Origin of the sequence: Massilia niastensis DSM 21313 (assembly GCF_000382345.1) — a bacterium.
In the GTDB taxonomy this organism is placed as follows: domain Bacteria; phylum Pseudomonadota; class Gammaproteobacteria; order Burkholderiales; family Burkholderiaceae_D; genus Telluria; species Telluria niastensis.
Genome location: NZ_KB908090.1, coordinates 1 through 19,020, shown reverse-complemented (window position 1 = coordinate 19,020; position 19,020 = coordinate 1). Strand labels below are relative to the sequence as shown.

Sequence of the window (19,020 nt, the reverse complement as noted above, 5' to 3'; positions counted from 1 at the left end):
TTATAGTTCTTGTCAAAGGGCTATACACAAAGCATAATAAGAATCATTCTCATTCCTGTTTCCCCGGGCTTGCTCGACTCGAGGGCTCCGATTTCCCGAATTTCGCTCAATAAGAAACTTCAACATGACCAAGATTGCAATGCAGGCAGGCCGCACCTTCATCAAGAGTCAAGCTCATTCCCGTAGTCCCGTGTTGTCGGCGCCTGCGCTCGCCGTTCTCGCGACGCTGGCTATCCCGTTTGCGGCCCAAGCCGAGGCGCCGGAACCGGCTGATGGCGCGAACATGCCGAAGGTCCACATCAACGCGAACGGAGATCGCGCCATCCAGGGGCCGGTACGCTCGGCTTCCGACAAGTTCACCGCACCGCTGCTGGACACCCCGAAATCGGTCACGGTCGTCACGTCGGACGTGATCTCGCAGACCGGCGCCGTGTCGCTGACCGACGCGCTGCGCACCGTGCCCGGCATCACCATCGGCGCGGCCGAGGGCGGCAACCCGGTGGGCGACAACCTGTTCATCCGCGGCTACAACGCCCAGACCGACACCTATATCGACGGCGTGCGCGATTCCGGTTCGCAGTCGCGCGAGATCTTCGCGATCGAGCAGATCGAAGTCACCAAGGGACCGAACTCGGCCATGGGCGGCCGTTCGTCGGCCGGCGGCGGCATCAACATCGTCACCAAGAGCGCCAAGGAATACGACTTCAACAACGCCACCGTGGGCCTGGGCACCGACAAGTACCGCCGCGTGACCGCCGACGTCAACCGCGTCCTGGGCGGCAATGCCGCGTTCCGCCTGAACGCCATGGCCCATGAGGCCGACGTCGCCGGCCGCGATGTCGTCGGCGGCGACCGCTGGGGCATCGCGCCGACCGTCACCCTGGGCCTGACCGGCCCGACCCGCGCGATCCTGAGCTACTACCACATGGAAAGCAGCGAGATCCCGGATACCGGCATCCCGTTCGACAACCCGATCACGACCGGCGCCAACGTGTCGAAGAACGGCGGCGGCACCCCGTTCACGGTCGACCGCGAAGCCTTCTACGGCCTGGCCAACCGCGATTTCCGCGATACCGAAACCGATGTCGCCACCGTCGACGTGCGCCATGAGTTCGGCAGCGGCCTGGCGCTGCGCAACGTGACGCGCTACGGCAAGAGCAGCCAGGACTACGTCTGGACCCAGCCCGACGACTCGAAGGGCAACACCGTCCTGTACGGCACCGTCTGGCGCCGCGCCAACACCCGTGTCGTCGACACCGAAACCGTGGCCAACGCGACCAGCCTGAGCGGCACCGCGCTGACCGGCGGCATCAAGCACAGCTTCAACGTGGGCGTCGAGTTCAGCCGCGAGGACACCGACCGCGGCAGCTATGTGTTCAGCCCGGGCACCAACAACCCGCTGACCGGCACCTTCACCTGCCCGACCTCGGGCGCCGCCACGCTGTACAACTGCACCACCCTGGTCAACCCGAATCCGTACGAGCCGTGGGCCTATGCCCGCAGCCAGTCGCCGACCCTGACCAGCGTGAAGACCACGACCCGCGCCGTGTATGGCTTCAATACCATCGAGTTCAGCCCGCAGTGGCAACTCAACCTGGGCGCGCGCTGGGATGACTTCCAGAGCGTGCTGGATACCCCGGCGGTCGGCAGCACCGCCGCCACCCGTGCCGAGGTCCACAGCTACTTCGACACCTACCAGGCCGGCCTGGTGTACAAGCCGAAGGCGAACGGCAGCATCTACCTGTCGTGGGCGACCTCGGCGACGCCGCCGGGCAACGACGGCGGCGACGGCCTGGATGCGCTGACCGTGCAGATCCAGAACCTGCAACCGCAGAAGAGCCGCAACATCGAACTGGGCACCAAGTGGGAAGTGCTGCCGGGCGGCCGCCTGTCGCTGTCCGCGGCCTACTTCGAAAGCGACATGGACAATGCCCGCGTCACCGCGCCGGACGGCACCACCCAGAACGTGGGCCGCAAGGAACTGAAAGGCGTCGAGCTGGGCTTCTCGGGCAAGCTCACCAATGCCTGGACCGTGTTCGGCGGTTACACCTGGCTGGACGGCATCATCGCCGACAACGGTTTCGTGAACACCGGCACCACCGCGCGTCCGGTCTGGACCCCGTCCCCGTTCAACGGCAACGCCTTCCCGACCACGCCGAAGCATAGCGCCTCGCTGTGGACGAGCTATGCGCTGAACAAGAGCTTCACGATCGGCGGCGGCATGAACTTCGTGGATCGCCAGTTCGCCAACATCAACAACACCAAGTACTCGCCGGCGTACACCCGCTGGGATGCGATGGCGAGCTATGTATTGAATCCGAACGTGTCGTTCCAGCTGAACATCCAGAACCTGACCGACAAGCTGTACTTCGACCGTGTCTCGTCTCCGCACTATGCCGGCGTCGGCGCGGGACGTTCGGCGACCCTGACCGCGAACCTCAAGTTCTAAGCCGTCGGCAGCGTAGCGAACGCTGATCGCAGTCTCGTCGCTGGCGGGCGAGCGTCACCCTCCTGGCTAGGCCAGGAGGGTTTTTTTCATTGGGAAGGAAGACCTCGTCCGCGCTCGATGCCCCTGGACGCTGCGGGGCGGCGCATGGAGGGGCAGAGGCGGGCACGGGATTGACGGGGCACTGTCACACCCGGCTGCGAAGGTGGGTGGAGATGTCGTTGGTGGCAACAGGATGCAGCTGCGGCAGGCTTTGCCAGCCTGAACCAGGCTGTGCTTTTTGTCCCTGTGCCTGAGAAATTTCGACTTACAATAGCTGGATGCGTATCCTCATCGTAGAAGACAACCCCGACATTCTGGCCAATCTGTATGGCTTCCTGGAGCCGAAAGGCTACACGGTTGATTCCGCCCGAAACGGATATGGCGGACTTGCCCTTGCTTCCGAAAACAAGTATGACGTCATCATCCTCGATGTCATGCTGCCAGGTTTGAACGGGCTGGAGCTGTGCCATAAGCTTCGTTCGGAGCTGCGCACCCCGACACCTGTCCTCATGTTGACGGCACGCGACAGCCTTCCCGACAAGGTTGCCGGTTTCGAAAGCGGCGCAGACGATTACCTGATCAAACCCTACTCGCTGGTCGAACTGGACGTACGCTTGAGGGCCCTGGTGCGCCGGGCCGGGGGGCAGCATGTCATCGGCCGGGGGTTGCGCTTTGGCGGGCTCACCTTCGATCCTGAACTGCAGGATGCTGCGCGCGACGGGGTCAAGATCGTTCTAACCAAGACGGGCTACGTGCTGCTGCGTTGCCTGATGGCCGCTGCCCCGCGTATCGTTCCGCGCGAAGTCCTGGAGGAAGCGGTATGGGGCGAAAACCGGCCTGAAAGCGACGCCTTGCGCACGCACATCCATGCGCTGCGCCAGGCAATCGATAAACCTTTTCCTTTCGCCATGGTCCATACCGTTCCTGGGGTTGGCTACCGACTCGCTCTACCTGATGCGCCCGGCTGATTCCCTGAGCCGGCCGATTGTCGCCGCCTTCATTCTGTTTGGCTTCGTGCTGTCGGTATTCTTTGCCGTGCTTGCAGCACTCGCTGTCGAAGGTATTGAAGTCTACCTGGTCGATAACCGGCTGACGGAAGTCGAGAAATGGGCACGCCCTCGCGAAGCGGCGGGCTTCAATGCGGACCTGCCTGCCGGCCTGCGCTTTCACCGGGGCGGGGATATACCACTATCGCTACGCGGGCTGCCTGCCGGCGTTTCGGACAAGGAGGTCGATGGCATTGGCCTGCACGTGCTGTCGGGTGCTGACCAACGTGGACCGTATGTCGTCGTCGATCATGAAAGCGACTACGAGAAGGTCGAGCTGCTTGTGTATTCGATGTTTGCCGCTTTCTTTACCGGTTTCGTGTTGCTGGCATTTTTTCTTGGCCGGTTTGTCGGACGCAGGATCGTGGCGCCGGTGCGTCAACTCGTCGACGCTGTCGAGCATGGCGCGTCGTCACTGCCGCTGAAGGAGCGTAAGGACGAGTTGGGCGTTCTTGCGCGCGTTCTCGATGCACATACGTCCGAACTGCGCGAATTTCTCGATCGGGAGCGTTTTTTTACAGGCGATGTCAGCCACGAACTTCGCACTCCGCTCACCGTGATCATGGGAGCTGCTGAAATCCTGCTCGAAAGAGGAGGGAATAACGAGGACCGTGCGCCTGCCGAACGCATCTACCGGGCCGCACAGGAAGCGACGGAGTGCGTCACCGTCTTGCTCTTGCTGGCCCGCTCGCCAGAGGTCAGCCTGTTTGCGCCTGTGTCGGTGAGCGATATTGCGCAGCGTGAAACCGAGCGTTATCAATATATGGTTGCACGTAAACCGGTGAGCTTGCGTTGTGCAGGCCATGCATCCGTCAGCGTACGCGCTCCCGCCGAACTATGCACCTCGGCGATCGCCAATCTTGTTCGTAATGCCTGCCAGTACACGGACCAGGGGACGGTGACGGTCCTGCTGGAACCGGGACGGATCGTCGTCGAAGACACCGGACCGGGCTTGCCGCTGTCCGTACGACAAACGCTCGGCGAGGGCGCTGCCGTCATCCCGTCCAGTGGCTCGGCTGGAACAGGACTGGGACTGTCCTTGGTAAAGCGCATTTGCGAATACCTGGGCGCTTCGCTCGCCCATGAGAATCGCGAAGGAGGCGGCAGCCGTTTCACGATCACATTTCCATCGGAGTTCACGCAAACCTAACGCGCATTTGACGAGGGCCTAATCCGTCCATCTCTATCCTTTGAGCAATGCGGTCCAGTTCGGACTGCAGTGTTTGAACAGGGTCCCGGAGTGGATAAATTGTTGGTAAGACGTGTTGATGCGCCGGTACTCACCTTGGTGGTAGCGCTTCTGCTGGCGAGTGCCGGTAACGTCAAGTTCTGGTCGATATTCACGCATGCAGCCGGTGGCTTTTCGCTGGCCAATCTGCCCCTGCTGGCGGGCGCCTTCCTTATCGTCGTACTTTTTTTCAACGCCTGCCTGACCATGGCAAGCTTCCGCTATGTCGCCAAACCAGTCTTGATCGCACTGGTACTGACGGCTTCTGCGGCAAGCTATTTCATTGCCGCCTATGGAATTGTCATCGACAAGGCCATGATCCAGAATGTGTTTGAAACCGATGCGCGGGAAGCAACTGAACTGATCAGCTGGAATTTGGCTGCCAAGCTTGGCCTTCTAGGCGTGCTGCCGTCACTGTTGATCGCGCGCGCCGATATTCGATTTCCGCCCGGCGCGCGGGGACTTCTGAAGCGTACTGGTATCGCGGGGGGCTCGCTGTTGCTGGCAACCTTGCTTCTGGTTTTGTTCTTCAAGAGCCTTGCGCCGGCGCTGCGCGAGCATCGCGAACTGCGCTTCCTCCTCACGCCCACCAATTTCATTCAGGCCATGCACGGCTACCTGCGCAATCGGTGGAGTACTGGCATCGTGGTTGCGCCGCTTGGACGCGATGCCGTGAAGGGCAGGGCATGGGCAGGGCAACATCGCAAGACGCTGACAGTCATCGTCGTTGGTGAAACGGCGCGCGCTGCAAGTTTCTCGCTCAACGGTTATTCCCGCCTTACCAATCCACTCCTGGAACGGCAAGCTGGACTGATCAATTTTTCGCATGTGAGTTCGTGTGGGACAGCGACAGCGATTTCCGTACCATGCGTTTTCTCCGCGCTGGGCCGGGATGGCTACAGCCAGTCCAAAGCGTCGAGCCAGGAAGGTTTGCTCGACGTGCTCACGCACGCCGGCTTCGCGGTGGTGTGGCGCGATAACAATTCCGGATGCAAGGGCGTGTGCGATCGCGTGAAGTATGAGGACGTGTCACGGCCGACTGGGCACGACAGCCACTGCGCCGGCGACGAATGCTACGACGAGCGACTGCTTGAAGGGCTGCCGGAACTGCTTCGCAACAGCAGCAGGGATCTTGTAGTCGTGCTGCACCAGAAAGGCAGCCATGGTCCTGTTTACGCAAGCCGTTATCCGCGCGAGTTTGCCCGATTCGGACCGGTATGCGCCACCAACCAGTTCGAAAAGTGTACGCGCGAGTCCATCCAGGCTGCGTATGACAACACGATCGTCTACACCGACTACTTCCTGAGCAAGACCATCGATTTGCTGCGCGAGACTGCCGAAGGAGAGGGTGTCGATACGGCGATGCTGTACTTCTCCGACCACGGAGAATCGCTGGGGGAGAATAATGTGTACCTCCACGGCGCGCCCTATTTCTTTGCGCCGCGGGAGCAAACCGAGGTGCCCATGATGTTGTGGATGTCGGAAGGCTTTGGCGAACGCTTCCACATCGATCGCCGCTGCCTGGACGAGCGACGCAACCAGCCGCTTTCGCACGACAACATCTTCCATTCCGTGCTCGGGATGCTGGACGTGAATACTGCGGTACTCAATCCGCGGCTCGACCTGTTTCACTCATGCATTAGGGCGGCTTGAGGTGCGGCCTGGCCACGCCGCTCACCCGACCCTGCTGGGCCCAGGAACGATATGGCGGATCTCCGCCGCGATGATCGCGGGGGCGCTGCTCACCCTTTGGCTGGGGCGCTACACGGACACCGATCTGGTGCTGGCCGACGCGCTGTTCGACGTCGCAAGCAAGGCCTTCCCTTGGCAACACGCATGGCTCACCGAAACCTTCAGCCACGTCATCCTGAAATGGCTCTTGATGCTGGTGGCCCTGGGGTTCATCGGATGCGCGCTGGTCGATGCGATCAGGCCCATGGCGCGATTCGGCGCGCTTGGCCGCCTGCGCATCCGCATCGTTGCACTATCAGCGCTGCTGGTGCCGATCGTGACCAGTTCGCTGAAGCAGGTCAGCTCGTCGCACTGCCCATGGGACCTGGCGCGTTACGGCGGCAACCAGGACTACGTGCGCATCTTCGATGCCTTGCCGGTCGGCGCCATTCCAGGACACTGCCTGCCGGCGGGGCACGCATCGAGTGCACTGTGGCTTCTGTCGCTGGGGGTCTACTGGCCTCCATGCCATCCACGCGCGGCGCGGACGGCGGCCTTCGCGGGAATCACGCTGGGCGGGATGCTCGGCTTCCTGCAACAGCTACGCGGGGCACACTTCCTGACGCATACGCTCTGGTCGATCTGGATTGCGTGCGCGATTGTACTGGTTGCGATCATCGCCTTACAGCCAAAGAGAACCCGGTCGAGCGTTGCGGCCGTCCCCACGCTTGCGCCGGTGACAGACCAGCGCAGGCCGACACATGAGACGGACATTTCCGAATCAATTCTTTAACAAGCGTCGTCCTCACCCGGATACGCCAACAGACATACAGGACACTCGTCAATGTTGCAGAACGAACATCAAATCAGTGAATTCAAGAGCAAAAGTGGATTTGCCCGCATCGTCGCCGCGTCCCGCTATTCGGTCCAAGGTCTCAGGTTTGCATGGAAGTCGGAACATGCGTTCCGGCAGGAGTTACTGGTAGCGATGCCGGCGATGGCCATCGCCGCCCTGCTGCCGGTTTCCGACATCAGGAAACTGGCGCTCGTGGCGGTGCTCGCGCTGGTGTTGATCGTTGAATTGCTCAATTCCGCGATCGAGGCGGCCGTGGACCGGATTTCGTTGGAACGGCACCCCTTATCCAAAAACGCCAAGGATCTGGGAAGCGCGGCTGTCTTCCTGGCGGTGCTTGTCGCCACGATAACGTGGGGTGTGATCGTGGGACCGCTCTTCCTGGGCTAGGGGATCGCTGCCGGGCGTGGCGGCCAAACCTGTCGGCTATTCGGGCAACCTGTACCTTTGCTCCCGATAGAGCAGCGAGGGCAGGATCACATGCGCCATGGCCTTGTCGACCTGTGCCTTGTCCGGAGTGCCCGCATGCGCATCCATCTCACCGGTTGAAGCCTTGTAGCGACCCAGCAGGGGAGGCTGGCCAGGACGCAGGATCGTCGCCGATTGGCCTTCCAGCCACGCAAAGTAGTTGTTGAACTGGATCAGTGCACGGCCGGGTGCGGTGCTGTCGCGGGCAAGATCCCTGCCAATCATCGGGTGTGCACTCGAGACGCCCATCAGCGAGAGCAGGGTCGGGCCAAGATCGATCTGGCTGGCGATGGTGTCAATCCGTTTCGGCTTGATGTCGGCGCCAAGGATGAGTCCAGGGATATGGAATTTCTTGATCGGCACCAGGCTGTTACCGTAGACCCGGTTGTCGTGGTCGGCCACGATGAGGAACAGGGTGTCCTTCCAGTAAGCCTGTTTCTTTGCTTCGGTCATGAATTTGCCAAGCGCGTAATCTGCGTATTTGACCGCGTTGTTCACTGTTTGCTTGACCGGATCATGAAGCGCAATTTTCCCGTCAGGGAATTCAAAGGGCTCATGGTTCGACGACGTGAAGATCAGGCTGAAGAAGGGTTTGCCCTGTGCATGCAATTGCGCCAGGCGTTCCAGCGATTTGTTGAACAGGTCCTCGTCCGAGGCGCCCCAGCTGCCGGTAAAGGCCGGACGCATTTCTCGAATGTCGACTACCCGTTGAAATCCATTGCCGGTGAAGAAGCTGCGCATATTGTCGAAATGGGCTTCGCCGCCGTAGACAAACTCGGTGTGGTAACCCTGTTGGCCTAGTCCGGCAGCAAGCGTGTAAAAATCCTGCTGGGCGAGCGAGAGTTTGACCACGCTGCGCGCGGGCGTCGGGGCATAGCCGGCCACGACAGCCTCGATGCCGCGTACCGAACGGGTGCCGGTCGCATATAACTGTTCAAACCACCATCCTTCGGCCTTCAGCTTTTCGAGTTCCGGAGTGACAGGCAGCCCTCCCAGGGACTTCACGAACGTCGCGCCCAGGCTTTCTTCAAGCACAATTACCAGGTTCAGAGGCTTGTCCCGCTGGATAGCGGCTTGCTGGAAATGAAGTGTAGGGATATCAGGATGGGTGAACGCATAGTCGCGCAGCCAGGCTGCCGACTTCACTTCAGGGAGAACTTTTTCTCGAGGAAACTTTCCATAAATTTCTGAAGAGACTGCCTCTTTTCGTATGGAACTAATTGCATCCAAGACTGACCATGATGAATTGATGATCAGCGAATTGACCATGGAGTCGCCCGTCAGTGCGAACAACGCGGGATTGGCTGGCCGGTGTCCCGTCGTGGACCGTATTTGCATGAACACGATAAGACATAACAAGGGCCATACCAGTAACAACTTCCTGGCTGGCCACATTGTCGTGCCGTCGGAGGCATGTTTCAGCAAGTAAAAGATCAACAGACCCAGCCCGATCGTCAGGCCGATGCCGGCTAACAGCGCGAAGCGAAAACCGTTCCACAGTGTGGAGAAGACTTCCTGCGGATAGGCGAGATACTCGACGAAAAGACGGTTCGGTCTGACATCGTATTGCATGATGAACTGCGGCGACGACAATTCCATGAACAGGATGAAGACGAGGGCGATGGTCGCCCAGGAAACCGCGGCCAGCTTCCAGAAGCGGGCAAAATAGGAGTAGGCGAACAGGGGGGCCGACACGAGGGGAATTGCCAGGGCATAACCAAGCAGGACCAAGTCTGCGCGTACGCCCTGAACCAGCACCGTGATGGGAATGCCCGTGGCCTGCACCCGGTCCCACTGCCACGCGACCAGGGCAAGCCGGGAGAGGGAGAGAACAATCAGTCCGATGAGCAACATGTGAATAATGCTGCTGAAAGGGCCTGCCCACTGGCTGAGCTGTGCGAACCGAGCCGCAAAGCCATGAAGTCTTGTTCTATTACTTGATACTACACTGCTCATAGGTATTGGATTGAATGCCTGTTGCTTGGTGAAGAGCATGGTCGACCGGATCCGGCTGTGCCGGCAGTGATTGCCGGCTTGCTCATTCAGCAATATAGTCCATGGCTGGGATGAGGAAGCGACATTTTGGCCAACAGGATACCCGCCCATTGGAAAGGCGTAACGGCCCATGCTAGGTTATCGGGCGTTAAACAGGTGTTAGCCTGGTGTTAAGAAACCGTTAAGGCCGGAGGCTGTGCACTGCAAGGAGGTTCACTGACAGCGCAAAAAAAATGCCGGCGTAGCCGGCATCAGTTGCCCCTGCGGACGCGGGGGCGGAGGGAAGCCGTGGCACGCAGCGTGCTGCGTGCCCGGCGCACCGTTCTTTCTTAGAAGCTGTGGCGCACACCCACGCTGAACACCGACGGATCGGCGCCCAGGGCGGTTGCCGGCGGAGCGACGCTGGTCGACGACGAGTTGATCGCGAACACGGCCTGGCCGTTGTTGCGCAGTTGGGCGTAGCTGCCGTACAGGTTGGTGCGCTTCGACAGCGCGTAGCTGTAGGCGACCGACACGGTATTGCCCTTGGCGCCGTTTTCCAGCTTCTGCTGCTGGAAGTTCAGGAACACCTTGTTCGGGCCGGAGGTGTAGGCAGCGCCGAGGTTGGCGTTCTTGTACTCGTTGTTGGCGCCGGTCGGGTCGGCTTCCAGGTAGTTACCCTTGATTTCGAATGCGCCGAAGCTGTAGCCGGCGCCGAAGGCGATTTCCTTGTCGTCGCCGGTCGCCACGCGCTCGAAGTTGTGGTAGCCGGCGCCCAGGTACAGGCCGCCGATCTTGTATTCCAGCGCCACGCCCATCAGGTCGCCCGACGGATCGACGGTGCGCTCGCCAGCCGAGTAGGCGGCCAGCACGGTGAGGCCGGACAGGTCGTTGCTCTTGTAGTTGACCGAGTTCGACAGGCGGCGGGTCATGCGGTTGGTGCCGAAGGCCGACAGGTTGCTGCCGTAGAAGCCCTGGCCCAGGACGTCGGTCGCGGCGGCGACGGCGGCGATCGGGCTGTACTCGCGGCCCACGGTCAGGGTGCCGAAGTTGCCTTGCAGGCCGACCACGGCGCGGCGGCCCCACAGTGCGGCATCGGTCGCGCCGGTGTCCAGCGACACGGTGGACTCGATGTTGAACAGCGCCTTCAGGCCGTTGCCGAGATCTTCGGTACCGCGGAAGCCCAGGCGGCTGCTCGACTGGTTACCCGAGTTGATGACGGTGCGACGGTCTTCACCCGGTGCGTCGGTGTCCTCGACCGCGATGGCCGCGTCCAGCACACCGTAGACCTGGACGTTGGTCTGGGCGTGAGCGAACAGCGGGAGGGACGACAGCAGTGCGGCAGCCAGGCATTTGAACTTCATGAAAATCTCCTTTGGTTTCGACAAGATGTTGAGTTGATAAGTGAACTCAGATCGACGGCGATCTTACCCAGAGAATATGTCGAGTTCATGACAAACTTGCTATGTTGCAAGTTTTTAACCTCAGGTGGCGTGGCCTGCGAGGGGGAGCACGATGTCGATGCGGGTGCCGGGCGCGTCGTCGCTGCCGATGGTGATCTCGCCGCCCATGTTCCAGACCCGCTCGCGCATGCCCACCAGGCCCAGGGACTGGGCCTTTTCCATGTCCTGGGCGCGGATGCCGCAGCCGTCGTCGCGGATCGTCACCAGCAGTTCGCCGTCGATCCGGTCGAGCTTGAGCAGGACGCTGCTGGCCCGGGCATGGCGGGCCACGTTCGTCAGCGCTTCCTGCACGATGCGGAACACGGCGGTGCTGGCGGCATCGTCGAGGCGCAGTTCGGCTTCCTCGGCCAGCAGGGTGACGGCAATGCCGTGGCGCTCGACGAATTCGTCGCGCAGGCCCTGCAGCGCGAAATACAGGCCGCCTTCGTCGAGCGCGCGCGGGCGCAGGTTGGTGGCGATGCGGCGCAAGGAGGTGATCGCGGTGAGCAGGTTGGCTTCCATGCCCTGGATCAGGCGGCGGCTCGCGTCGTGCAGCGGGTCGGAGCGCGCCAGCAGGGTGAGGTCCATGCGCAGCGAGGCCAGCAGTTGGCCAAGGTCGTCGTGCAGCTCGCGCGCGATGTGGGTGCGTTCCTCTTCGCGGATGGTCTGCAGGGCCGAGGACAGCTGGCGCAGCTGGTCGTGCGAGCGCGCCAGGGTCTGCTGGACCAGGTGGCGTTCGGAGACGTCGCGCAGGATCACCGTCCAGATCTCGCGGCCGTCGTGGTGGACGCTGGACATCGAGCCTTCGATCGGGAACAGGTGGCCGTTGGCGTGGATGCCGGTGACCGCATAGTCGGTGGCGCGCCGCCCGGCGCGGCCGCCGCCGGCCGGGAAGTAGTCGAGCGGGGTGCCGGCCGCCGCGCCGGCCGGCTGGATGTAGCGCGCCAGCAGGCTGCCCTGCATGGCGGCGACGCTGGTGCCGAACATGTGGGCCGCGGCCGGATTGGCCAGCAGGATGGTGGTCTGGCGGTCGACCGACAGGATGGCGTCGCTGGCGTTGTGGACGATGCGGCGGCCGTCCAGGTCGCGGGCAGGGCGGCGCTGGGCGCGCGCGCGGCGCAGGGCGGCGGCGAGATGGCCGGCGCAGTAGCCGCCCAGGAACCCGGCGACGAGCGCCGCCGGGGGCGGGATCCTCCGGCGGAAGCGGCGCTGTGGGGTGATGCGGGACCTGCCCATGCGAAATTGGCGACGTGGGGGTGAGGCTCTACATTACGCCGCCTCGCAACAGGAAGCTTGAGGGGGGATAAACGGCCGCTTGCGCTGGTCGTGGCAGGCGCGCTCGTGACGAGCGCAGCGCCGCCCGATCACATCTGCTTGAACAAGTGCAGGAAACTCCTGCTGACCTCGAGCTTTTCCGGCCTTCCCTTGATCTGCACCAGGTGCCGCCCGCGGATATCGCGCGTCACCCCTTCGATCGCATTGACATTGACCAGGGTCGCGCGGTGGATCTGCCAGAACAGCTGCGGATCGAGTTCCTCGGCCAGGTCGCGCACCGGCTTGCGGATCAGCGCCTCGAACGACGCGGTCTGCACGCAGGTGTATTTCTCGTCCGAGCGGAAGAACAGGATATCTTCGACCGGAATCATGCGCAGGTCCTGGCCGATGCTGGCCTGGATCCATTGCAGGTGCTTGGGCTTGGGCGAGGCGATCTTCTCGGCCAGCTGCGACAGCATCGCCGTCACGCTCTGGTTGACGTTCTCGTGCGGGCGCTCCAGGCGCTGCTTGAGGCGGTCGACCGTGATCTGCAGGCGGTCCGGCTCGGTCGGCTTGAGCACGTAGTCGATCGCGCCGCGCTCGAACGCCTCCACCGCGTACTGGTCGTAGGCCGTCACGAACACGATCTGGCTGCGGTCGCCGATATCGCGCGCCGCCTCCATGCCGGTCTTGCCCGGCATGCGGATGTCGAGGAAGGTCAGGTCGGGCTTGAGCTGGCTCACCAGCTCGACCGCTTCCTCGCCATTCTTGGCTTCGCCCAGGATCTGCAGTTCCGGCCACACCTCGGACAGGCGCATGCGCAGCTGGTCACGCATCAGTCTTTCGTCATCGGCAATAATCGCGGTAGGCATGGTGATCTCGTCGCTAGGAAAAGGGTATCAATTATTCAACGAATCCGGGCTGGAGGCAAGCTGCCCGCGGCTGGCCGCCCGCGGCTGGTCGCCCGCGGCTGGTCGCCCACAGCTAGCCGCCCGCCTCATTTCGACAGCTGGTAGGGCACTTCGATCGTCGCGATCACGCCGCTGGGGCTGTTGGCGCCGATATGCAGGCTGGCGGCGTCGCCGTGCAGCAGCTTGAGGCGCTCGCGGATCGTCGATAGGCCCAGGCCGGTGCCGTCGCTCGGCACCACCCCGAACCCGACGCCGTCGTCGGTCACGGTCACGCGCAGCTTGCTGTCGGCCACCTCGGCGACGATCTTCAGGGTGCCGCCCTCGGGCTTGCACTCGAGGCCGTGCTTGATCGCGTTCTCGACCATCGACTGCAGCATCATGGGCGGGAAGGCGGCGCTGCGCAGCCCGTCCGGAATCTGCAGGTCGACCGTCAGGCGCTCTTCCATCCGCATCTTGAGCAGGTTCAGGTAGGCCTTGACCATGTCCACCTCGCGCCCGAGGCCGGTGACCACGGCGTTGTCGCGCATCTGCGGCAGCACGGCGCGCAGGTACTGGATCAGGCTGCGCTGCATGGCCGAGGCGCGCGGCGGATCGACCTGGATCAGGTGCTCGACCGATGCCAGGGTATTGAACAGGAAGTGGGGCTCGACCTGGGCCTGCATCATCTGCATCTTCGTTTCCGACAACTGGCGCTGCATCGCCTCGCGCTCGGCGGCGGCATTGGCCACCTGGGCCTCGGCGTCGGCGCGCTTCTTGCCGCCCACCAGGGCCTTGGTCCCGAACAGGGCCAGCACCAGCAGCAGCACGAAGTTCATGAACCAGGTCGAAGCCTGCTTGTGGTAGCGCGACACCTTTTGCTCGGCGGCGTCCTCGACCGCCGCCTCGATCGCATTCGACAGCTCTTCGCCGATCTGCGGCGGCAGCTCGATGTGGACCGAGTCGCCGTTCGGGTGCACCCCCGGCGTCGCGGGAGAAGCGGGAGAAGCGGGAGAAGCGGGAGAAGCAGGTGACGAGGGCGATGCGGGCGGCGCGGGCGGCGCGGGCGGTGCGTCCGGCGGGACCGGCGGCTCGGGCGTAGCCGGGGTTGCGCCGGGGCGCGGCTTGCGCGGGTTGAAATGGATGCCGCTCTCGTCGATCAGGATGCTGGCGTCGCTGCGGCGGCCGGCGTCGCGCTCGGCGCGGGCGATCTCTTCCTCGGCCGGGGCATTGAACAGCTCTTCCTGCAGGATGGCGCCGGCGGTCAGGGTCAGGATGGCGAACAGGAAGAATTTCCACCACGACAGCTGGGTGACCCAGGTCGCCACGGCATCGAAGCAGCGGTATAGCCAGGACAGGAGGCTCGAAAAATAATGCTGGGTTGTGCTCCGTGCTTGCATGTCGTCGTCGTATTCCCTGATTCTGATCCAATGGTGCTGCCAGCGGCGAGTGTAACGCCTGGCGCCCCCCGGGAGGGTTTCCCCCTTTCCCTGACAGTTTGGCTGTTGGGATGTTGCAACTTTAACCTGTGGCGGGCAGGGCGGCCAGTGCGCTGCGACAGCCTGCAGGAATCGCGGCATAGCCTGCGCCTTACCCGGCCGGAATGAGCTTGCGCAAAAGCTATTTTTTGAAAACATAGCAAGGTATGATGGATTCTTGCCTGGCAACGAACCGCCGGACCGGCGCCCGCCGGCCCAATCCCGCAATCCGACGCTGAAAGGATGTGCCGATGTCTGCAGTTCCCAGCAAATTCCGCCTTGTCACCCGCAGCGACTTCGACGGCCTGGTCTGCGCCGTGCTGCTCAAGCACCTCGACCTGATCGACGACATCCTGTTCGTCCACCCGAAGGACATGCAGGACGGGAAGATCGCGATCACGAGCCGCGATATCACGACCAACCTGCCCTATGTCGCGGCCGCCTACCTGTCCTTCGACCACCACCTGTCGGAAACCATCCGCCATACCGGCCAGCACGACAACCATGTGATCGACCCGGATGCCCCCTCGGCCGCGCGCGTGGTATACGACCACTACGGCGGCGCCTCCACCTTCCCTGGCGCCTGGGACGACATGATGCGGGCGGTCGACAAGGGCGACGCGGCGCGTTTCTCGCGCGCGGAAGTGCTCGACCCGCAGGGCTGGGACCTGCTGAACTTCCTGATGGATGCGCGCACCGGCCTGGGCCGCTTCCATGACTTCCGGATCTCGAACTACCAGCTGATGATGGACCTGATCGACCACTGCGCCACGCACCCGATCAGGGAGATCATGGCGCTGCCCGACGTGGGCGAGCGCATCGCGCTGTACCTCGAACACAGCGAGCGCTGCAAGGAACAGATCCGGCGCTGCGCGCGCGTGCACCGCAACCTGGTGGTGCTGGACCTGCGCCAGGAACCGGTGATCTATGCCGGCAACCGCTTCATCATCTATGCGCTGTTCCCGGACACGAATATCTCGATCCACGTGCTGTGGGGCGTGAAGCAGCAGAACATCGTGTTCGCCACCGGCAAATCGATCCTGAACCGGAGCTCAAAGACGAATGTCGGCGCCCTGATGCTCGAATACGGCGGCGGCGGGCACGAGAACGCCGGCACCTGCCAGGTGTCGAGCGACATGGCGGAAGACGTGCTGGACGCCCTGGTCAAGCGCATCACCGACGAAGGCTGACAGCGCGCTTGACGTCTCAGGCGTGCTGGGGCTGGGCCAGCAGCCGCGCGGCGGCGTCGGCCTCGAGCGGTTCGCTGAACCAGACGCCCTGCAGCTGGTCGCAGCCGTGCGAGGTCAGGAACTCGACCTGGGCCTGGGTTTCGACCGCCTCGCCGAACACGGCCATGTCGAGGTTGTGGCCGATGTCGATCAGCGCCTTGGCCAGCGAGGAGCCGTTGTCATCCTTGGCGATGCCGTGCACCGCGGACTTCGACAGCTTGACCTGGCGCACCGACAGCTGCTGCAGGAAGGGCAGGTCGGACAGGCCGCGCCCGAAATCGTCCACCGAGAGCACCGCGCCGACCTCGCGCAGCTGGGTGGCCAGGTCGCGTCCGAGGCCCGGGCAGCGGATCAGGTCGGATTCCGAGATCTCGATTTCCAGGCAGCCCGGCGGCAGGCCATGTTGCTGCAGGCGCGCGGCGATGCCGGCGCTGAAGTCGGGCCGGCTGTATTCGCGGTGCGAGACATTCACCGCCACCGGCAGGTCGTCATGGCCGGCATCGCGCAGCTGGCGCAGGAAAGCGCAGGCCTGGTCCTGCACCCAGGCGCCGATCTCGACGATCAGCCCGCTTTCCTCGGCTTCGGCCAGGAAGGCGGCGGGCAGCATCACGCCGTGCTCGGGATGGCGCCAGCGCAGCAGGGATTCGAAGCCGCGTACCTTGCGGCTGCGCGCATCGATGCGCGGCTGGAACAGCAGGAACAGTTCGTCATGCTCGAGCGCGGAGCGCATGCGGCCGGCCAGGGCGGCGCGCGCCTCGCTGGCCGAGCGCAGCTCGGCCGAAAAGAAATGGACGCCGCCGCCGCAGCTCTTGGCGCGGTACATCGCCATGTCGGCGGCGCGCACCAGTTCGGCCGGGGTGCGGCCGTCGTGCGGGTAGCTGGCCACGCCGAGGCTGGCGCCGACCGGGATCTCGTTGCCGTCGAAGGCGACCGGCATCACCATGGTGCGCCGCAGGCGCTCGACCATGCGCAGGGTGAAGCGCAGCGAGGGCTGGTCGACCAGCACCAGCACGAACTCGTCGCCGGACATGCGCGCCACCGTGTCGCTGTCGCGCACCGCCGACTGCAGGCGCCGCGCCACCACCTTCAGCACCACGTCGCCGGCGGCGTGGCCGAAGGTGTCGTTGATGGCCTTGAAGTTGTCCAGGTCGACCAGCACGGCCGCCACCATCGAATGGTGGCGGTGCGCCAGGTGCAGCGCGTTGCCGAGGCGGTCCCACAGCAGGTTGCGGTTGGCCAGGCCGGTGAGGGCGTCGTGGTTGACTTCGTGCTCGAGGTGGGCGGTGCGCTGCTTGGTGGCGGTGACGTCGACCACGATGCCGATGAAATGCGTGACCTCGCCGTGCTCGTCGTGCACGGGCGTGATGCTCAGGTCGTTCCAGAACACTTCGCCGCTCTTGCGCAGGTTGCGCATCGTGACCTGGACCGGGCGCCGCTCCTGCAGCGCCAGCCGCACCTGGGCCCGTTCATTGACATCCAGCTTGGGCGCGGCCATGAAGCGCGAATCGCGGCCCAGCACCTCGGCGGCGCGGTAGCCGGTGATGTGCTCGAAGGCCGGGTTGACGTACTCGATCGGGTTGTCGCGGCCGGCGCAGCCGGTGATCACGATGCCGTTGCTGGCCGCGTGCAGGGCCCGTTCGTACAGGATCATCCGGTTCTCGCGCTCGCGCCGCACCGAGATGTCGATCCCCATGCCGAACAGGTAGTCCTTGCCGTCGCAGGCGATGCGCGCGCCGCCCAGCAGCATCGGGGTCTCGCGCCCGCTGCGCGACACGTAGTTGGCTTCCATCGAGACCTCGACGCCTTCCTCGAACACGAGGCGGATGTTCTCGGTGGCCTGCGGGCGTTCGCGCAGCTCGAACATGTCGATCACATGGGCCGCGGCGACTTCGTCGGGCATCATTTCGCACAGGCGCTCGAGGTTGTGGTTCCACAGCACGAAGCGGCCCTCACGGTTGATCGCGTAGAAGGTGCCGGGCAGCAGGTCGACGATCTCGGCCAGCGGCGTGTGTCCCACGCAGTCGGATTCCGTTGCAGCGCCATCCAGGCCCAGCGCCGCGGTCACGCTCCAGGCGCGCGGCGCCTCGCTCGCGCCGAGCTGCGCGACCAGCGCCAGGGAGGCGCGCTGCTGGCGCCCGTGGGCCGTGCGCAGGCGCACGCGGCCGCCGCCGGCCGCGGCCAGGCTCGGCCAGTCCGGGCCGTCGGCGAGCAGGCGGCCGAGCGGCTGGCCCACGCTATCGGCCGCTTCCAGGCCGAACAGGGCCGCGCATGCAGGGTTCCATGCGGCGATCGTGCCCTTGTCATCGGTCAGGAATGTCACCTGTTCGGAAGGATCTTTCATGGCCATCTGCCCCTCTCGCGGCGTACCGGTCCCGGTGAGATTACACCTGTTCCGGCACGCGCGTCGCGGGCATGCGCAGCGTGATCTCGGGCATACATGGGTCCGCCACGCCAGAGCAAACCCGGCAATTCAATAGCCGCCACCCAGGCCTGTCGTGGCATTCGGGGTCAGGTCTGTCATTCGGACATGGGCGCACAACCCTTGCGGAATCTCAGAACGTTTTTAAGTATGCTGGCACCTTTTTCGACTTCCGACATTGTCCGTGATGCGCGGGTTTCGGAGCCAAAGGTGAGCCGAGCATGGACGAGTTTGGGATAAACACGTCAGCATTTTGAGATAGAGCAAAGGTGCCCGCTCGGTGTCCGAATGACAGACCTGACCCTGAATGCCTTGATGGGCCATAAAAAAAGGTTCATCACGGATTTCCGGGAAACGCGGCTTTGATCTTGAGGAAAAAGAAGTCGCTATCCCGGTAGCCATAGGCCATCCGCTTCATCACCTTGATACGGTTGTTGATGCCCTCGAGCTGGCCGGTATGCATCGGCCAGCGCAGCCGCGCTGCGATGCCTCGCCAGTAGGGTTTTAACTTGGTGGCGAATTTCCTTAGCGGCTCGATCCCGCTGTCGTTTGCCATCTTCAGCCAGCTTCGCCAGGCGCGCAG

Annotated in this window: 14 protein-coding genes; 7 read left to right on the top strand and 7 right to left on the bottom strand. The window is 63.4% G+C overall.

What is annotated here, in order from left to right:
- The first annotated feature begins 124 nt into the window (after window positions 1-124).
- The 6 genes from H162_RS0110725 (at window position 125) to H162_RS0110700 (ending at window position 7,676) form a co-directional block, all read left to right on the top strand.
- Window positions 125-2,449: a TonB-dependent receptor gene (locus H162_RS0110725; RefSeq protein WP_229452018.1), complete on the top strand. Its 2,325-nt coding sequence runs from the start codon at window positions 125-127 to the stop codon at window positions 2,447-2,449.
- A 317-nt stretch (window positions 2,450-2,766) separates the two neighbouring features.
- Window positions 2,767-3,456 carry a response regulator transcription factor gene (locus H162_RS0110720; RefSeq protein ID WP_020653463.1) on the top strand — a complete coding sequence of 230 codons (690 nt, stop codon included), beginning with the start codon at window positions 2,767-2,769 and terminating at the stop codon, window positions 3,454-3,456.
- On the top strand, window positions 3,443-4,684 hold the full coding sequence (locus H162_RS0110715; protein ID WP_020653462.1) for an ATP-binding protein: 1,242 nt from the start codon (window positions 3,443-3,445) through the stop codon (window positions 4,682-4,684). The genes H162_RS0110720 and H162_RS0110715 overlap by 14 nt, the downstream gene beginning before the upstream one ends.
- Before the next feature lie 90 nt (window positions 4,685-4,774).
- Entirely contained in the window at window positions 4,775-6,415 is a 1,641-nt protein-coding gene (locus H162_RS0110710; protein WP_156885556.1) for a phosphoethanolamine transferase, read from the top strand.
- Window positions 6,416-6,485: 70 nt separating this feature from the next.
- Complete coding sequence (locus H162_RS30600; RefSeq protein WP_084676990.1) at window positions 6,486-7,226, top strand: phosphatase PAP2 family protein; 741 nt, start codon at window positions 6,486-6,488, stop codon at window positions 7,224-7,226.
- Window positions 7,227-7,277: 51 nt separating this feature from the next.
- Window positions 7,278-7,676, top strand: coding sequence for a diacylglycerol kinase (locus H162_RS0110700; protein ID WP_020653460.1), 399 nt, complete (start codon window positions 7,278-7,280; stop codon window positions 7,674-7,676).
- Between the two features lie 36 nt (window positions 7,677-7,712).
- Here H162_RS0110700 and H162_RS0110695 read toward each other — a convergent pair whose 3' ends face one another.
- The 5 genes from H162_RS0110695 to H162_RS0110675 form a co-directional block, all read right to left on the bottom strand.
- On the bottom strand, window positions 7,713-9,608 hold the full coding sequence (locus H162_RS0110695) for an LTA synthase family protein (protein ID WP_020653459.1): 1,896 nt from the start codon (window positions 9,606-9,608) through the stop codon (window positions 7,713-7,715).
- Between the two features lie 470 nt (window positions 9,609-10,078).
- Window positions 10,079-11,092, bottom strand: a complete 1,014-nt coding sequence (locus tag H162_RS0110690; protein WP_020653458.1) for a porin — start codon at window positions 11,090-11,092, stop codon at window positions 10,079-10,081.
- Window positions 11,093-11,212: 120 nt separating this feature from the next.
- Complete coding sequence (locus H162_RS0110685; RefSeq protein ID WP_020653457.1) at window positions 11,213-12,406, bottom strand: PAS domain-containing sensor histidine kinase; 1,194 nt, start codon at window positions 12,404-12,406, stop codon at window positions 11,213-11,215.
- A 128-nt stretch (window positions 12,407-12,534) separates the two neighbouring features.
- A complete protein-coding gene (locus H162_RS0110680) occupies window positions 12,535-13,296 on the bottom strand; it encodes a LytR/AlgR family response regulator transcription factor (protein ID WP_026354497.1) in 762 nt (253 codons plus the stop codon).
- A 125-nt stretch (window positions 13,297-13,421) separates the two neighbouring features.
- On the bottom strand, window positions 13,422-14,711 hold the full coding sequence (locus H162_RS0110675) for a sensor histidine kinase (RefSeq protein WP_020653455.1): 1,290 nt from the start codon (window positions 14,709-14,711) through the stop codon (window positions 13,422-13,424).
- 329 nt (window positions 14,712-15,040) lie between these two features.
- On the opposite strand from H162_RS0110675, the gene H162_RS0110670 reads away from it, so the two are divergent.
- A complete protein-coding gene (locus tag H162_RS0110670) occupies window positions 15,041-15,979 on the top strand; it encodes a DHH family phosphoesterase (protein WP_020653454.1) in 939 nt (312 codons plus the stop codon).
- A gap of 16 nt (window positions 15,980-15,995) precedes the next feature.
- On the opposite strand, the gene H162_RS0110665 is transcribed toward H162_RS0110670, so the two are convergent.
- Both H162_RS0110665 and H162_RS30595 read right to left on the bottom strand, forming a co-directional pair.
- The gene (locus H162_RS0110665) at window positions 15,996-18,359 is read right to left on the bottom strand and encodes a putative bifunctional diguanylate cyclase/phosphodiesterase (protein ID WP_229452014.1); all 2,364 of its coding nucleotides are present in this window, start codon (window positions 18,357-18,359) and stop codon (window positions 15,996-15,998) included.
- Window positions 18,360-18,774: 415 nt separating this feature from the next.
- Window positions 18,775-19,020 (bottom strand): transposase (locus H162_RS30595; protein WP_020653452.1); only part of this gene is annotated, 246 nt, incomplete at its 5' end.

What these genes read in the sequence shown, in the direction of transcription:
- H162_RS0110725 (WP_229452018.1), top strand. Translation starts at nt 125, where the DNA reads ATGACCAAGATTGCAATGCAGGCAGGCCGCACCTTCATCAAGAGTCAA.
- H162_RS0110720 (WP_020653463.1), top strand. Translation starts at nt 2,767, where the DNA reads ATGCGTATCCTCATCGTAGAAGACAACCCCGACATTCTGGCCAATCTG.
- H162_RS0110715 (WP_020653462.1), top strand. Translation starts at nt 3,443, where the DNA reads ATGCGCCCGGCTGATTCCCTGAGCCGGCCGATTGTCGCCGCCTTCATT.
- H162_RS30600 (WP_084676990.1), top strand. Translation starts at nt 6,486, where the DNA reads ATGATCGCGGGGGCGCTGCTCACCCTTTGGCTGGGGCGCTACACGGAC.
- H162_RS0110700 (WP_020653460.1), top strand. Translation starts at nt 7,278, where the DNA reads ATGTTGCAGAACGAACATCAAATCAGTGAATTCAAGAGCAAAAGTGGA.
- H162_RS0110695 (WP_020653459.1), bottom strand. Translation starts at nt 9,608, where the DNA reads ATGTTGCTCATCGGACTGATTGTTCTCTCCCTCTCCCGGCTTGCCCTG.
- H162_RS0110690 (WP_020653458.1), bottom strand. Translation starts at nt 11,092, where the DNA reads ATGAAGTTCAAATGCCTGGCTGCCGCACTGCTGTCGTCCCTCCCGCTG.
- H162_RS0110685 (WP_020653457.1), bottom strand. Translation starts at nt 12,406, where the DNA reads ATGGGCAGGTCCCGCATCACCCCACAGCGCCGCTTCCGCCGGAGGATC.
- H162_RS0110680 (WP_026354497.1), bottom strand. Translation starts at nt 13,296, where the DNA reads ATGCCTACCGCGATTATTGCCGATGACGAAAGACTGATGCGTGACCAG.
- H162_RS0110675 (WP_020653455.1), bottom strand. Translation starts at nt 14,711, where the DNA reads ATGCAAGCACGGAGCACAACCCAGCATTATTTTTCGAGCCTCCTGTCC.
- H162_RS0110670 (WP_020653454.1), top strand. Translation starts at nt 15,041, where the DNA reads ATGTCTGCAGTTCCCAGCAAATTCCGCCTTGTCACCCGCAGCGACTTC.
- H162_RS0110665 (WP_229452014.1), bottom strand. Translation starts at nt 18,359, where the DNA reads ATGAAAGATCCTTCCGAACAGGTGACATTCCTGACCGATGACAAGGGC.